This window comes from Gilvimarinus sp. 1_MG-2023, from assembly GCF_030548285.1.
This window is the reverse complement of the sequence record NZ_JAUOSC010000008.1, coordinates 35,806-51,196: the sequence shown is the minus strand read 5'-3', so window position 1 is coordinate 51,196 and position 15,391 is coordinate 35,806. Positions and strand designations below refer to the sequence as shown.

Sequence of the window (15,391 nt, the reverse complement as noted above, 5' to 3'; positions counted from 1 at the left end):
AGTAAAAAAAACCGGCCACTGGCCGGTTTTTTGTTTTTAAAGCCGGATAACCAGAGTATCGGTGGGAGCGCGACTAACGATATCACTGGCGGTGGTGTGAAAGAGAGAGGCCACGAGCCCAGAGCGACTGTGATGGCCAATAACCAAAAGATCGCAACCAAGGTTTTCCAGACAGCGGTATAGCTCATCGGTTGGATCGCCAAAGGCAATGTGTAGATTGGTCGAAGGAATCGTGTTGTTCGAGGCCAGAGCGTTGAGATCGGGGAAAATTTGCTGGCGTATATGGGTCTCATTGGCTACATGATTGTGCCCGGTCATGTCGCCCAGCCCGGTTACGGGATGACTTTCGATATGAGCAATATGAATGTTTGGCGCTGTGGTCAGCTCCAGGGCTTTAGCAATCAGTAGGGCACCGTGGTTGTCTTTACCGAGTTCAAGAGCCACTAAGACTTTGCGGTAACCAGCCATATTTTGTCTCCGCGATTAATTGTTATAAGCAAACACAGCCCAGCGATGAACTAAAGTTTGCATTGAACGTAATCTATAAATATCGATTATGTAAACTTTAGTGTGAGGCAAAGCTTATGTCGACCGAAACTGTCGATTTTTTGCAGGGGGAAAATGTACTGTTAAGTGGCAGTACAGGTTTTATTGGCCGGGCACTGGTACCTGAGTTGCTGGCCGCAGGAGCGCGGGTTACGGTGTACACGCGCAACCCTAGGCAGGCCCGAGAAAAACTACCTGCCGGCGTTTTGGTGGTGGGGGATTTGCTCAGCTTGGACAGTGCTGGATATGACGCGGTGATCAATCTTGCCGGTGCCCCGATAATGGCGAGTCGTTGGACTGCCAGACGCAAAGCCGAACTACTCGCCAGTCGCATTGAAACCACAGAGCTGTTGCTAGAGCATTTGCGCAACCACGCGCGTTTTCCGAGTGTGGTGGTCAGTGGCAGCGCCGTTGGCTACTACGGAGATACCGGTGATACTGAGGTGACTGAGCAGGCCGCTCCCGGTGCAGGTTTCGCTGCACAGTTGTATCGTTTGTGGGAAGAATCGGCATTCGGGTTTAAATCCGGGGGTGCACGTCTGTGTTTGTTGCGAACTGGCATCGTACTGGGCCCCAATGGCGGCGCACTGCAAAAGATGCTGCTGCCTTTCAAATTGGGTTTGGGCGGTCCCATGGGATCTGGCAAGCAGTGGATGAGCTGGATACATCTGGATGATCTGGTCGCTATGATACTTTCGCTTCTGATTTCTCCAGCGATGAGCGGGCCGATTAATGCGGTCGCGCCCAAGCCGGTTAGTAACCGTTGTTTTGCCAGCACTCTGGCGCAAGTGCTACATCGCCCAAGCTTTGTGACAATGCCTGCGATTGCGGTGCAATTGTTATTCGGTCAGGCTGGGAGAGAGTTGCTGCTGGCGAGCAATAGGGTTGTGCCCGCTCAGGCATTGGACCAGCATTTTACCTTTCGCTATTCTGATTTAACGCAGGCCATTAGTGCCAGTTTGTAAAAAAATTATTTTATTACGCTTGAAATAAATTTAGATGACCCTAGATAGGTTATGTACTCGCTCGAATGAGGAGTACACATACCGCCCGATCTTTGTGATGGGCATCTAACTTTATATTGCTCTGAATTTGAGGATATTACTATGCGTAATTTTGATCTTACTCCACTATACCGCTCTTCTATTGGCTTCGACCGTATGGCCAGCCTGCTTGATAATATGGCCCGCAGCGAACAAGGTCAGCCCAGTTATCCGCCTTACAATATTGAATTGACGGGCGAAGATCACTACCGAATTTCCATGGCGGTGGCGGGTTTTGATCTCGGTGAATTAAACATCGAGGTAAATCAAAATAATTTAACCGTTGCCGGACAAAAAACCGAAGACGACGACTCGCGTACATTCTTACATCGCGGTATCGCAGCGCGCAACTTTGAGCGTCGCTTTCAGCTGGCCGATCATGTGCGAGTGCAAGGCGCTAACATTGAAAATGGTTTGCTGCATATCGATTTGGTTCGCGAAGTGCCGGAGGCTATTAAGCCTCGCACAATTGAAATATCCACCGCCGGCCAGCAATCTCGTGTTGGACAGGAACAAAAGCCCAATGATTCAGCCGCCGCCTAAATGCCGCTGCTCACTATCTTAACCCCTGACTTGTGCCGGTTTTGCCGGCACTTTTTTTATGTCCGGTAATTGTTGCCCGCTTTGTCGGTGTGTGCGGCTAGTGGGTTTTTATCGCGACACCAAACGTCATTATTGGCAGTGTGGGCAGTGTGATTTGGTGTTTGTTGGGCAAGAGTTTTTACTGTCAGCATCAAAAGAAAAAGCCGAATACGATCTGCACGAAAATGACATTTTCGATCAGGGTTACCGGCGCTTTTTAAATCGCTTGGCGCAGCCGCTTTTGGAGATTATAACGCCTCCTGCAAAAGGGCTCGATTTTGGTTGCGGTCCGGGGCCGGCGCTGCAAGATATGTTGCAATCGGCGGGCTTTGAGATGGATATCTACGATATTTTTTACGCTCCACATAAAGCGGTGTTTGACCGATACTATGATTTTATTACCGCCACCGAGGTGGTAGAACATCTGCATAACCCGCACTGGGAGTTAGATCGGCTATGGTCGCGAGTTAACCCTCAAGGGGTGTTGGCGATTATGACTAAGCGGGTGCAAAGCCAAGCCGCCTTCGCTACTTGGCACTATAAAAATGATCTTACTCACGTTTGTTTTTTTAGCGAGTCAACCTTTCGATGGTTGGCCGAGCAGTGGGGCGCAACACTCACTTTCCCGGCCGCTGATGTCGTTTTATTGCAAAAGCCTTAAATTTTCCTGAAGTAATTTTATTGCGAACTAAACAGCTTGGCCCTGACCGTGGCGCGGTAGTCTCTAGGGTTGGTGTCTAGGTGTTGTTTGAATAAATCGGCAAAATAGGCAGTATCTTGATAGCCACAGCGCTCGGCGATTTCACTAATGCTTAAATTGCTGGTTTTTAATAAATCTCGAGCGACAGCCATTCGGGCATTGGTCAGGTAAGTATGCGGGGTTAAGCCGGTCGCGCTTTTAAAGCGCCGATTTAATGTTCGGGTGCTCATATCAAAGCGTTTGGCCAGTTCGTTCATTGAACTAAATCGCGCATAGTTGTCTCGCAACCACATTTGAACTTGCACCATTTGCTCGTCCGGATGTGGGTGGTCATCATTTTCATAATAGGCCGAGCTTTCATAAGAGCGTCGTATTTCATGGGAGAAGTGACGCTCTACATGGCCGGCAATGGAGCGGTTAAACAACCGGCTAATAAAGTGCACTGTCAGATCGGCCAGAGAGTTAACGCTGGCGGCGCAATAGCGTCGACCGGACTGGGTGATAAAGTGCTGCCTTTTTAATTTCACCTCTGGGTAGTCGCGTTGGAATTGATCAAAGTAATGCCAATGGGTTGTGGCTGCTTGACCGTCTAGCAAGCCGGCTTCGGCCATAAAGCAGCAGCCCGTGCCCACGGCGCACAGCGCTGAGCCGTTTTCATGACAGGCGCGCAACCAGTCAATCAGTTCGCCTGAACGTTGTAAGGTGGGCCGGGGGTTGCGCCATAATGCGGGTAAATAAATGATATCCGGCACGCCGGCAGAGTCCAACGTGGTATCGGGCACCCATTGTAAGCCCGCAGGAGCGCTCAATAAGGCGTTGGCTTGCGCGGTGGTGCTGAGCTCGATTTGCCGGTCGCCTGCGGCCTTGTCTGAGTTGTATGCCAGCTGAGCGGTGCGCAGCATCTCCATCGGTAATACCGTCCCTGTGGCCAGCATATTCTCGGTCAACACGAAGGTGATGTGGGTCTGTTCTGTCTGCATGTTGCAAAAAGCTACTCAAAGGAGTGTGTTTGGCTAATATGCCATTTCATATGGCCATTATGACCCTGTTCGCTTGGGCTGTATAGCAATACACTGCCAGCCTATTAATGTTAGACCCTCTATTGTCGCTTGTTAGGAGAAAAACATGTCCCGATTGCCCGTTATTGTAGGTTTTGGCGGTTTTAATGCTGCGGGTCGTAGCTCCGGGCACCAAGGTTTTCGGCGTATGGTTTTAGAAAGCTTGCCCGAGTATGAACGGCAGGAAACTCTGGCAGGCCTTGGCGTGATGATGGGGTTGGTTCGGTGCCAAGAAGGGCAGTGGTGTGATGACCAGGGGCAAGCGCTGACGCTGGCACAAATTGAGGCGCAGTTTGGCGATACTATTCGCGCTGGTAGCCTGATTCGCCGTATCGATGGTCGCTTTTTTGATGTCGATTCGGTGCATTGGCAAAAATCCGCCAAGCTTAATATCGAGGAAGGCACCCAGAGTTTCATATTAAAGGCTCGCGATTTGCCAGAGCCGGTACCCGAAAACTGGACAGTTACCGAGCTGGAAGAACGGCAGGTGCGGGTGGATATTTCTCAGTCGCTCGAGGTTAAGCTCGACAGTTACCGCGACATGCCGGTGAAATCAGCCGGCCAACTGCCGCAGGGTTTCAATCCAGAAGATTTATACAACGCCCGCTTTCATCCCCGCGCTTTGCAACTGGCCGTGATAGGTGCATCCGATGCGGTGCGCTCGATGGGTATTGAGTGGGCGCAGGTGGCCGCTTCGGTCTTGCCCGATGAGGTGGGAGTTTATGCCAGCAACGTAATGAGCCAAATGGATGAAAATGGCTTCGGTGGTCTGCTGAAATCGCGTTTGCTCGGTGGCAGGGTGACCACGAAGCAGTGTCCGTTGGGGCTGAACAGCATGCCGGCGGATTTTGTTAATGCTTATATCCTGGGTAGTGTCGGGCACACTGGCGCCATTGCCGGAGCCTGCGCCTCGTTCTTGTACAACCTGCGTGCGGCAGTGGAGGATATTAGCTCGGGCCGTTGTCGTGTGGCTGTGGTGGGTAATGCTGAGGCGCCCATTACATCGGAAATTATTGATGGCTACGCCACCATGGGTGCTCTGGCTACCGAAGAGAAACTGAAGAAAATAGACGGCAGCGATGACACCGACCCGGCGCGCAGCAGTCGCCCCTTTGGGGAAAATTGCGGTTTTACCATCGCCGAGTCATCGCAGTATATTGTGCTGATGGATGACGAATTGGCGCTAGAGTTAGGCGCTGACATTCACGGCGCAGTCAATGATGTGTTTATCAATGCCGACGGCTACAAAAAATCGATTTCAGCTCCGGGGCCCGGCAACCATATTACCTTTGCCAAGGCGGTGGCTTCGGCCCGCGCTATTGTCGGTGATGAAGTGGTGCGCCAGCGCTCTATGGTGCACGCACACGGCTCCAGTACTCCGCAAAACAGGGTGACCGAGTCGCAAATATTCGATCAGGTGGCTGAGTATTTTGGCATAACCGACTGGCCTGTCGCCGCTATTAAAGCCTTTGTGGGGCACTCGCTGTCACCGGCCAGCGGTGATCAATTGATTGCCAGCTTGGGGACGTTCAAATATGGGATAGTACCTGGGGTTAAAACCATCGATCGGGTTGCCGATGACGTTTTTGCTGATCGTCTGAATATTCAGGTTGCCGATTTCACCCCGCAAGAGGGGATTGATGTTGCCTTTTTGAATTCCAAAGGGTTTGGCGGTAACAACGCCACCGCCAGCGTGTTATCGCCGAAAGTGGTGGATCAAATGCTGGAAAAACGTTATGGTGCCGACCGTTTTGCTCGCTACCAAGCTTTGCGCGAACAGACCCGCACTCAGGCTGAACAATATGACCAGGCCGCGCTGCGCGGTGATTTCGGCACTATTTACCAGTTTGGTGAAGGCCTGATTGACGAGTCGAAAATTGAATTTGTCGATGGCGAAATTCGCCTGCCGGGGTTTGCCAAGGCCGTGAACCTCGACTTGCCTAATCGCTTTGACGACATGGTGTGATGGCAGGCCAGTAGCGCTAAAGTGTGCCCGCCGGCTCAGTTTTGACCAGCCGCTAGGGCAGTCATTGCAGTGGGTGATGATTTTTTGCCCAGCTGGGCGGCAATAGTGCTATACAAAGCCACTTCTTTACCTTAGAATACGGCGCCTTTCGCAATCGGCTTAAGCTCGCTTGCGTGAACCAGTTTTAACAATGATGGGGAAAACCCATCTGATACAACTACAGGAAAGCATCAATGGTAACTATTCGTCTGTCTCGTGGTGGCTCCAAAAAGCGTCCTTTTTACCACCTGACCGTAAGCGACAGCCGCAGTGCACGTAACGGCCGTTTCATCGAGCGTGTTGGTTTCTTCAACCCAATCGCCCGCGGCCAGGAAGAAAGCCTGCGTATCGATCAAGACCGTATCGACTACTGGGTAGGCCAAGGCGCCCAGGTTAGCGAGCGTGTTGCTAAGCTGATCAAAACCAAAGCTGCCGCTTAATTGCTGTTAGCCCGATGACGACAGAGTCTTCTAATCTGGTGGATGTCGGGCGTATCACTGCGGTATTTGGTATTCAGGGCTGGGTGAAAATCCACTCTGGCACCGAGCCCGCAGAGAACTTGTTTGAATACCACCCTTGGTGGCTGAAAACAGCCCACGGGGTGAAAACAGTCGATATAGACGCGGTTCGTCCCCACGGTAAGGGCTTTGTGGCCCATATCAAAGGTGTTGATGATCGCGATACGGCTGCCACTTATGCTGGTACAACTATAGCGGTTGAGCGACAGCAGTTGCCGGATCTGGCCGAAGGCGAGTTCTATTGGCATCAGCTGCAAGGCTTGGCCGTTATCTCCCGTTTTGGCGGCACACAAACCCGTTTGGGGTGCGTCAGCCGAATACTGGAGACCGGTGCTAACGATGTGCTGGTGGTTCAAGCCGATCAAAGCAGTGTGGATGATCGCGAACGCTTAGTGCCCTATATACCTGGGCAGTATGTGCTTGAGGTGGATTTAGAAGCCCGAACCCTAGCGGTTGATTGGGATCCGGCATTCTAGCAGGGGGTCAACGTGACCGATAAAGCGGAGCAGGCGCCTATTAAGTTGGCTGTCATTACGCTTTTCCCGCCAATGTTTGCGGCCTTGACGGAAAGTGGCATAACCGCGCGCGCGGTGAAGGAGGGCCGGGTCGCCATCGAGTGTTGGAACCCGCGGGACTTCACCGTTGATAAGCATCGTACAGTGGATGATCGCCCCTACGGCGGCGGCCCTGGCATGCTAATGAAAGTGCAGCCTTTGGCCGATGCGGTTGATGCCGCTAAAGCCTGGACCGGTGCCGCTAAAGTGGTTTACTTGTCCCCGCAGGGGCAAAAGTTTAGCCAACAGGCCGCTCAAGTAATGGCCACCGAAGGCAATTTGATTTTAATTGCCGGGCGCTACGAAGGTATCGACGAGCGCCTGATCGAGTCAATAGTGGATGAAGAATGGTCCATTGGTGACTATGTACTGTCTGGCGGCGAGTTGCCGGCTATGGTATTGATGGATGCTCTGATTCGGTTGTTACCCGGCGCGCTGGGCGATAAACAATCGGCCGAGGAAGACTCCTTTAGTGACGGTTTGCTGGACCATCCGCACTATACGCGCCCGGAAATACTTGAGGGTGACAAGGTGCCTGAGGTTTTACTCTCAGGGGATCACCAAAGAATTCGGCGCTGGCGCTTACAACAAGCGCTGGGGCGAACTTGGCTAAGACGGCCAGATTTATTGCAACACAAAGACTTAACCGAGGAGCAGCAAACGCTGTTGACGGACTTTCGTCGGGACCTTGAAAACGACTCACTCTAGCTGTGAAGCTACAGAATCTCAGGAGAATAGAGATGACCAACAAGATTATTCAAGAGCTCGAAAACGAACAGCTCAAGCAAGACGTACCAGCATTCGCACCGGGTGATACCGTTGTGGTTCAGGTAAAAGTAACCGAAGGTAACCGCGAGCGTCTACAGGCCTACGAAGGTGTTGTAATCGCTAAGCGTAATCGCGGTTTGCACTCTGCTTTCACCGTGCGCAAAATTTCTTACGGTGTTGGCGTTGAGCGTACTTTCCAAACTCACAGCCGTCAGGTTGACAGCATTGCTGTTAAGCGTCGCGGTGATGTGCGTCAGGCCAAGCTGTACTACTTGCGTGACCTGACCGGTAAAGCGGCTCGTATTAAAGAAAAGCTGGGCGCATAATCGACGTTATTATTTGTCGATTTTGCCAAGCACAAAAAAGCCGACCCAAGGGTCGGCTTTTTTGTGCCTTGAGTTTTTTGGTTTGGACAGCATAATAGCCAATCTACTCCCGATAAGGACACGGTTATCAAAGCCCTTTCGCATAGTGTCGACTCCAGTATTCGTCTATATCTCGACAGCCTGTGGCTGGAAAAGGGCCTGGCGGATAACACTCGTCAAAGTTATCAGCGTGATCTTACTCATTTTGCCCGCTGGTTGGATGAGCAGGGCGAGGATGACCTAAACGCTGTTACCGGGCAACAAGTGATGGCTTATCTCGCCTGGCGCCACAGTGCCAATTACTCCAGCCGCTCAACGGCGCGCTTATTATCGTGTTTGCGAGGGTTTTACCGCTTTCAGCTGCGGGAAAACGCCATCAGTGAAAATCCATTAGCCGGCATTGAGAATCCTAAATTACCTCGCTCATTGCCTAAACTTTTGACCGAAAGCGATGTCGAAGCTCTATTGTCGGCCCCCGATGTGGACGATGCCGTAGGTTTGCGCGATAAAGCCATGTTGGAGTTGCTCTATGCCTGCGGTTTGCGCGTCACTGAGCTAACCCAGCTCACCCTACCTATGCTCAATTTACGCCAAGGCGTGGTGCGTGTGTTGGGTAAAGGCAGTAAAGAAAGATTGGTGCCATTGGGTGAAGAGGCGGCCTATTGGCTTGAACGGTATATCACCTCAAAGCGTTCTGAGTTGTTGGCGGCGCGTCCCAGTGAGGCGGTCTTTCCCAGTACACGCGGTGTGGCCATGACGCGCCAAACGTTTTGGTACCGCATTAAGCATTGGGCTCGGGTGGCTGGTATTGAAAAGCCTTTGTCGCCGCACACCTTGCGTCACGCGTTTGCCACGCACCTGATTAACCATGGCGCCGATTTACGTGTGGTGCAGTTATTACTGGGCCATAGTGACCTATCGACCACGCAAATTTACACCCACGTGGCTCAGGCGCGAATGCAAAGTTTGCATAAGATGCATCACCCTAGGGGATAGCGCTGATAAGCTGGCGTGTGTAGCCAAATGGCAAAGGGTGATTGTGGTACACTCCGATTAACGTGTTTTAGAGATAGTTATTATGTGGATAAATTATGTGAAGGCTGGTTTGCTGGCCTGTGTTCTGGCTCCTCTGAGCGTTGCGGCGCAAGATTCGGCTGATTCGGCGGAAGCGTTGAGCCCCGAAGAAACCATCACTCAAGCCCTGGCTCCTGCTGTGGGTGGTGCTTCACAGCTAGGCCCAGTTCGCCCCTCTGTGATCGATGGATTGTATTCGGTTCAAATCGTCGGCGGACCTACGTTAATGGTCACGCCCGACGGCAAGCATGCTGTTGTCGGTGATCTGCTGGAAATTGCCCCAACCGGTTTTACTCAAGTACAAGATCCTTACTTGATTGATGCTCGCAAAGACTTTTTGGCCGGTCTGAGCGATGATGAAACTATTAACTTTAAGCCAGAAGGTGAAACCAAGCACGTCATGTATGTGTTCACCGATGTTGACTGCGGATACTGTCGTCGTTTGCATAACCATATGCACCAGTACCGGGAAAAAGGCGAGCTCAAGCCCGGTTACAGCGATCTTGGGATTGAGGTTCGCTATTTGGCCTACCCGCGTGCTGGTATTGGCAGCCCTTCTGCCGCAAAGCTTGAGAGTGCTTGGTGTGCGGACGACCAGCAGGCAGCCTTGGATAAACTGAAAGCAATGCAGCCGGTGGACCAAAAAACTTGTGAGTCCGCTCCTATTGCCCGTCATTTTGTGACAGGTGGTCAGCTTGGTGTTAACGCGACCCCAGCGATTATGTTGCCGAATGGCGAGCTGCACTTGGGTTATCGTCCCCCCGAAGATATGGTAGGAATCTTTGCTCAGGGCGAGTAGTCGCTCTTAGCTGGCTCTAGCCATCACAGCAAGCGTTCACTAATTGACAGCAACCATTGCTCTGAGTATGGTTGCTGTCTTTTATTTTGCAGCACCCAAAAGAGGATAAGACATTGAAACCGGTCAGATTAGGCATCTGCGGTCTAGGTACCGTAGGCAGTGGCACTATCAACGTATTAGCGCGCAATCAGCGCGTCATCAATGCCCGTGCCGGTAGTGAGATTATCGTGGAGCAAGTGGGTGCACGGCGCGACAATGCCCATGTGGATATGTCGGCTTTAAATGTTACCCGCGATATTTTTGAGGTTGTGGTCAACCCGAATGTCGATGTGGTGGTTGAGCTAATCGGTGGCACTACAGTGGCGCGCGATCTGGTCATGAAGGCCATTGAAAATGGTAAGCACGTGGTTACCGCGAACAAAGCTTTGATTGCCGAGCACGGCAACGAGATTTTCGCCGCCGCAGAAGGTAAGGGCGTTACCGTGGCGTTTGAAGCGGCTGTGGCCGGTGGCATTCCCATCATTAAATCCATTCGCGAAGGGCTGTCAGCCAACCGTATCGAGTGGTTGGCGGGTATCATTAACGGTACGGGTAACTTCATTTTGACCGAAATGCGCGACAAAGGTCGTGATTTCGCCGATGTTTTGGCGGAAGCCCAAGAACTGGGTTACGCCGAAGCCGATCCGACGTTCGACGTTGAGGGTATTGATGCCGCACACAAACTGGTGATTTTAGCCTCTATGTGTTTTGGTATTCCGCTTCAGTTTGAAAAGGTATTCACCGAAGGTATCAGTAAGGTGGAACCGGTGGATGTAGCCTATGCCGATGAACTGGGTTATCGCATCAAGCATTTAGGAATCGCCCGGCGGGTCAATGACGGTATTGAGCTGCGGGTACACCCGACGTTGATACCCGAGCGTCAACAGTTGGCCAATGTCGATGGTGTGATGAACGCGATTATGGTGAAAGGTGACGCCGTCGGGCCAACCATGTATTACGGTGCCGGTGCCGGCGCTGAGCCTACGGCTTCATCGGTTATTGCCGATATTGTCGATGTGGCTCGCACCTTAACCGCAGCCCCTGAACACCGGGTTCCATATTTGGGCTTCCATCAAGGCAGTTTGGTGGACGACGAAATTATGCCTATTGAAGAGGTTGATACCGCTTATTACTTGCGCATGTCAGCACTGGATAAACCCGGCGTGTTATCACAAGTGGCCACCATTTTGAGCGATTCAGGCATCAGTATTGAAGCTCTGATCCAAAAAGAGGCGGTTAACGAAGAAGAAATTGTGCCACTTATCTTGCTCACCAATCGCGCGGTGGAAAAAGACTTGGCTACCGCAATCAGTAAGATAGAGGCGTTAAGCTCGATTACCGGCCCGATCACCCGGATTCGCTTAGAACCGCTAAAATAAACATTGCATGACGATAGGCGCAAGCCTTTAACGACAGAACAACTCAGGTTAATAACGTGAAATACATTAGCACTCGCGGCCAAGCGCCGGCACTTTCATTTGAAGAGGTGGTACTGACTGGCCTCGCATCGGACGGTGGCCTGTATGTGCCCGAAACACTGCCGAGTTTCAGTAAAGAAGAAATCGCCAGCTGGGCTGAACTCTCTTACCAAGAGCTCGCCTTTAAAATCATGCAGCCTTTTGTGGCCGGTGAAGTGCCGGATGACGATCTAAAAGGACTGATTGATAAGGCTTATGCCAGTTTTCGCCACGACGCGATTGCGCCACTGGTGCAAACAGGTCACAACGAGTGGATTTTAGAGTTGTTTCAGGGGCCAACCCTGGCGTTTAAAGATTTTGCTTTGCAGTTTCTCGGCCATTTACTCGATTATATTCTGAAAAAACGTGATCAAAAAGTCGTGGTGATGGGGGCAACCTCGGGTGATACCGGCTCGGCGGCTATTGAAGGTTGTCGACGCTGCGAGAATATCGATATTTTCATTTTGCACCCACACAATCGTGTATCGAATGTGCAGCGCCGTCAGATGACCACCGTATTGGAAGACAATGTGCACAATATTGCCTTGGACGGCAACTTTGACGACTGCCAGAACATGGTTAAAGCCAGTTTTGCCGACCAGTCTTTCTTGCCGGAAGGGCGTCAGTTAGTGGCGGTAAACTCCATTAATTGGGCGCGCATTATGGCGCAGATCGTCTATTACTTTTACGCCTCACTGGCGTTGGGTGGCCCGCATCGTCCGGTTTCTTTTTCGGTTCCTACCGGTAACTTTGGCGATATTTTTGCCGGCTATTTGGCCAAGCAAATGGGGCTGCCAATCGATCAGTTAATTATTGCCACCAATAGTAACGACATTTTGCATCGTGCTATCAGCAACAATGATCATAGTAAGCAAGAGCTGCATCACACGTTGTCGCCTAGTATGGATATTATGGTTTCAAGTAACTTTGAGCGAATGTTGTTTGATTTGTACGATCGTGACGGCGCGGCCATTAATCAATTGATGGAAGATTTTAAATCTGGCGCCATGCACTTAAACGATGGGGCGCTCACTCGTGCCCGCGAATTGTTTGCCAGCCACAAGGTGAACGACGAGCGTATGTTGGAGGTGATTCGCGAGGTATTTGAAAACACCGAATACCTGTTAGACCCACACACAGCAATCGGTGTCGATGCCGCTCGTGTGACACGCAAGAGCAAAGATATCCCCATGGTGTGTCTGGCAACTGCGCACCCGGCTAAATTCCCCGAGGCCGTGCAAAAAGCCGGGCAGGAAGAAGATCCCAAACTGCCACACCATATGGCCGATTTGTTCCAGCGCGAAGAGCGCTACGAAGTTCTGCCCAATGACGCCGAAACCGTGCATAAATTTATGACCGGCCACTTGGCATGTTGATGAAAACGTCTGAGGCCTGACCTCAGACGTTTTCATATTTGATGCGAGGCGCTAATCGGGCGCCTTCGCATCAGCCCTCTGGCTTCAGTCATCCGACGAGTCTCTATGCAAAAACTCATTAAACGTCGCGAACTACCTTCCCAGCTATTGTCTGGCACCGGCTTGCCTCCTCTGTTAGAGCGCCTTTATGCGGCGCGTGGTGTGCGCCAGCCGCAAGAGCTGGAGTTAACGCTACAGCAGTTACTCAAACCCACCATGAAAGGCTTAAAAGAGGCCGCCGCGCTTTTGGCCGATGCGGTTGTGGCCGATGCCCGATTGTTGATTGTGGGCGACTTTGATGCCGATGGCGCCACCAGTTCGGCTCTGGCCGTGCTGGCTTTAAACGCCATGGGGGCACGCCATGTCGATTTCTTGGTGCCCAATCGTTTCGAATACGGCTATGGCTTAACACCGGAGATTGTCGAGGTGGCGGCGGCGTATGAACCGGACGTTATTATCACCGTCGACAACGGTATCTCCAGCTTGGCCGGTGTTGCCGCCGCGCAACAGCTGGGTATAGCGGTGGTGGTTACCGATCACCACCTGCCAGGTGAACACCTGCCCCCGGCCGAGGCGATTGTTAATCCCAATCAGCCGGGCTGTGACTTCCCCAGTAAAAACTTAGCGGGTGTCGGGGTGATTTTTTATGTGCTAAACGCTCTTAAACACGAGTTGGTTCAGACTGGCTGGTTTAACGAGTTGGCTATTGATCCGCCCAATATGGCCAACTATCTCGACCTGGTAGCCTTGGGGACGGTAGCCGATGTGGTGCCTCTCGATGCTAACAATCGTATTTTGGTGGAGCAGGGGTTGCGTCGAATTCGGGCGGGTGCCGCACGTCCAGGCATACTGGCTCTACTAGAGGTGGCCGGTCGTAACAAAGAGCGATTGGTGGCGAGCGATTTAGGTTTCGCTATTGGGCCGCGGTTAAACGCGGCGGGCCGACTGGATGATATGAGTATCGGTATTCAGTGCCTATTGACCGACAACCTTACCGAGGCGCGAGAGCTGGCGGCAGAGCTGGATGGTTTTAACCGCGATCGCAAGGCGATTGAGACGGGTATGCAGCGCGAAGCCTTTGCCATGCTGGATAAACTTCAGTTAAACGAGAGCGATGAGCTACCCTGGGGACTCTGCCTGTACGATGCCAGCTGGCACCAAGGCGTCATCGGTATTCTTGCCTCGCGTATTAAAGACCGTTTTCATCGACCGGTGATTGTTTTTGCCGATACCGATGAAGGTGAGATAAAAGGTTCGGCGCGCTCGATTCCCGGTTTGCACATTCGCGATGCTCTCGATGCAGTGGCCGCGCGTCAGCCTGAGCTGTTACAAAAGTTTGGTGGCCACGCTATGGCGGCCGGAATGAGCATTAAGGCCGAGCACTATCAAGCGTTTAGTCAGGCCTTTGATGCCGAAATCAAGCGTCGATTAAATGAGGACGATTTACAAGCGGTGCTGTTGAGCGACGGGGCCTTGGCACCTTCTGAATTTGCCTTAGACCTCGCCCACCAGTTGCGCAATGCCGGGCCTTGGGGACAGCAATTTCCCGAGCCGTTATTCGATGGCGATTTTTATCTCGTCGAGCAACGCATTGTGGGAGAGAAGCATCTTAAACTCTTACTGGCCGTCGATGAGGCGCGTCAGCAACTGATTGACGCCATCGCCTTTAATATAGATACCGATCTCTGGCCCAACCCCAGCGCGCAAAAGGTGCGCTTGGCTTATAAGCTCAACGTCAATGAGTACCGTGGGCGCGAATCGGTGCAGTTAATGGTCGATTATCTTGAGGCCTGTTAAAGCAGTGGTTTGAGGTAAGGCCAAACCGTATCGAGCAGTATGGGCTGGGCCTCGGCGGTTGGGTGTATGCCATCTTTTAGCATCAGTTGTGGGTTAAGGGCGACACCTTCTAATAAAAAAGGCACTAAGGCGGTATCGTAAGTTTGCGCTAAGTGCGCAAAGATCCCGGCAAAGGCTTCTGTGTACCGCGCCCCGTAATTAGGTGGTATTTGAATGCCAATCAGCAACACCTGAGCATCGGCGTTTTGCATGGCGGTAATCATATTTGCGAGGTTATTGTGTGGAATTTTAATCGGCTGGCCACGCAAGCCATCGTTAGCTCCTAGTTCTAACAACACGATATCAGGCTGGTGAGTCTCTAATAACTTTGGCAGTCGAGCCTTGCCGCCGGTGGTCGTCTCGCCACTGACGCTGGCGTTTACGACGGTATACGCCAATTGCTCTCGGTCGAGCTTGAGTTGCAGTTGGTGCACCCAGCCTTGTTTGATGTCGATACCATAACCTGCACTTAAACTGTCGCCCACCACCAACAAGGTTTTGTTGTCAGCCTGAGCAAAGCTCGCCAAAAACAGGCATATCAGGTAGCTATTTACCAAAATTAAACGTTTTAACCCACCGGTCATAGTAGAATCCAGTTATTCAATGGTTTTAAGCCGCACCGCGGCACTTTT

16 protein-coding genes are annotated in these 15,391 nt (G+C 51.9%); 13 read left to right on the top strand and 3 right to left on the bottom strand.

Features of this window, described 5'->3' with window-relative positions; all coding sequences use genetic code 11:
• Nucleotides 1–36: 36 nt before the first annotated feature.
• Nucleotides 37–468, bottom strand: a complete 432-nt coding sequence (locus Q4563_RS10560) for a universal stress protein (protein WP_303604485.1) — start codon at nt 466–468, stop codon at nt 37–39.
• Between the two features lie 116 nt (nt 469–584).
• Here Q4563_RS10560 and Q4563_RS10555 point away from each other — a divergent pair, with 116 nt between their 5' ends.
• The 3 genes from Q4563_RS10555 (at nt 585) to Q4563_RS10545 (ending at nt 2,832) form a co-directional block, all read left to right on the top strand.
• On the top strand, nt 585–1,511 hold the full coding sequence (locus tag Q4563_RS10555; RefSeq protein WP_303604484.1) for a TIGR01777 family oxidoreductase: 927 nt from the start codon (nt 585–587) through the stop codon (nt 1,509–1,511).
• 141 nt (nt 1,512–1,652) lie between these two features.
• Nucleotides 1,653–2,132, top strand: a complete 480-nt coding sequence (locus Q4563_RS10550; protein WP_215976344.1) for an Hsp20 family protein — start codon at nt 1,653–1,655, stop codon at nt 2,130–2,132.
• Nucleotides 2,133–2,232: 100 nt separating this feature from the next.
• Entirely contained in the window at nt 2,233–2,832 is a 600-nt protein-coding gene (locus Q4563_RS10545; protein ID WP_336623033.1) for a class I SAM-dependent methyltransferase, read from the top strand.
• Nucleotides 2,833–2,849: 17 nt separating this feature from the next.
• Here Q4563_RS10545 and Q4563_RS10540 read toward each other — a convergent pair whose 3' ends face one another.
• Complete coding sequence (locus tag Q4563_RS10540; RefSeq protein ID WP_215976346.1) at nt 2,850–3,851, bottom strand: GlxA family transcriptional regulator; 1,002 nt, start codon at nt 3,849–3,851, stop codon at nt 2,850–2,852.
• A gap of 145 nt (nt 3,852–3,996) precedes the next feature.
• On the opposite strand from Q4563_RS10540, the gene Q4563_RS10535 reads away from it, so the two are divergent.
• The 10 genes from Q4563_RS10535 to recJ all read left to right on the top strand — a co-directional run bounded on the left by Q4563_RS10535 (nt 3,997) and on the right by recJ (nt 14,720).
• Nucleotides 3,997–5,895 carry a beta-ketoacyl synthase gene (locus tag Q4563_RS10535; RefSeq protein WP_303604482.1) on the top strand — a complete coding sequence of 633 codons (1,899 nt, stop codon included), beginning with the start codon at nt 3,997–3,999 and terminating at the stop codon, nt 5,893–5,895.
• A gap of 233 nt (nt 5,896–6,128) precedes the next feature.
• Nucleotides 6,129–6,374 carry a 30S ribosomal protein S16 gene (rpsP, locus tag Q4563_RS10530; RefSeq protein ID WP_215976348.1) on the top strand — a complete coding sequence of 82 codons (246 nt, stop codon included), beginning with the start codon at nt 6,129–6,131 and terminating at the stop codon, nt 6,372–6,374.
• A gap of 14 nt (nt 6,375–6,388) precedes the next feature.
• Nucleotides 6,389–6,928, top strand: a complete 540-nt coding sequence (gene rimM / locus Q4563_RS10525) for a ribosome maturation factor RimM (protein ID WP_215976349.1) — start codon at nt 6,389–6,391, stop codon at nt 6,926–6,928.
• Nucleotides 6,929–7,000: 72 nt separating this feature from the next.
• Entirely contained in the window at nt 7,001–7,714 is a 714-nt protein-coding gene (gene trmD, locus Q4563_RS10520; RefSeq protein ID WP_303604525.1) for a tRNA (guanosine(37)-N1)-methyltransferase TrmD, read from the top strand.
• A 26-nt stretch (nt 7,715–7,740) separates the two neighbouring features.
• On the top strand, nt 7,741–8,100 hold the full coding sequence (rplS, locus tag Q4563_RS10515; RefSeq protein ID WP_442903753.1) for a 50S ribosomal protein L19: 360 nt from the start codon (nt 7,741–7,743) through the stop codon (nt 8,098–8,100).
• A gap of 126 nt (nt 8,101–8,226) precedes the next feature.
• Nucleotides 8,227–9,135: a site-specific tyrosine recombinase XerD gene (xerD, locus tag Q4563_RS10510; protein ID WP_442903752.1), complete on the top strand. Its 909-nt coding sequence runs from the start codon at nt 8,227–8,229 to the stop codon at nt 9,133–9,135.
• A 97-nt stretch (nt 9,136–9,232) separates the two neighbouring features.
• Nucleotides 9,233–10,012 (top strand): DsbC family protein, encoded by a 780-nt coding sequence (locus Q4563_RS10505; RefSeq protein WP_303604481.1) that lies wholly within the window; start codon nt 9,233–9,235, stop codon nt 10,010–10,012.
• A gap of 113 nt (nt 10,013–10,125) precedes the next feature.
• Complete coding sequence (locus Q4563_RS10500) at nt 10,126–11,430, top strand: homoserine dehydrogenase (RefSeq protein ID WP_215976352.1); 1,305 nt, start codon at nt 10,126–10,128, stop codon at nt 11,428–11,430.
• Nucleotides 11,431–11,486: 56 nt separating this feature from the next.
• A complete protein-coding gene (gene thrC / locus Q4563_RS10495) occupies nt 11,487–12,884 on the top strand; it encodes a threonine synthase (protein ID WP_215976353.1) in 1,398 nt (465 codons plus the stop codon).
• 105 nt (nt 12,885–12,989) lie between these two features.
• Nucleotides 12,990–14,720, top strand: coding sequence for a single-stranded-DNA-specific exonuclease RecJ (gene recJ / locus Q4563_RS10490; protein WP_303604480.1), 1,731 nt, complete (start codon nt 12,990–12,992; stop codon nt 14,718–14,720).
• Here the strand turns inward: recJ and Q4563_RS10485 are convergent.
• A complete protein-coding gene (locus tag Q4563_RS10485; RefSeq protein ID WP_303604479.1) occupies nt 14,717–15,343 on the bottom strand; it encodes an arylesterase in 627 nt (208 codons plus the stop codon). The genes recJ and Q4563_RS10485 overlap by 4 nt on opposite strands.
• Between the last annotated feature and the right edge of the window lie 48 nt (nt 15,344–15,391).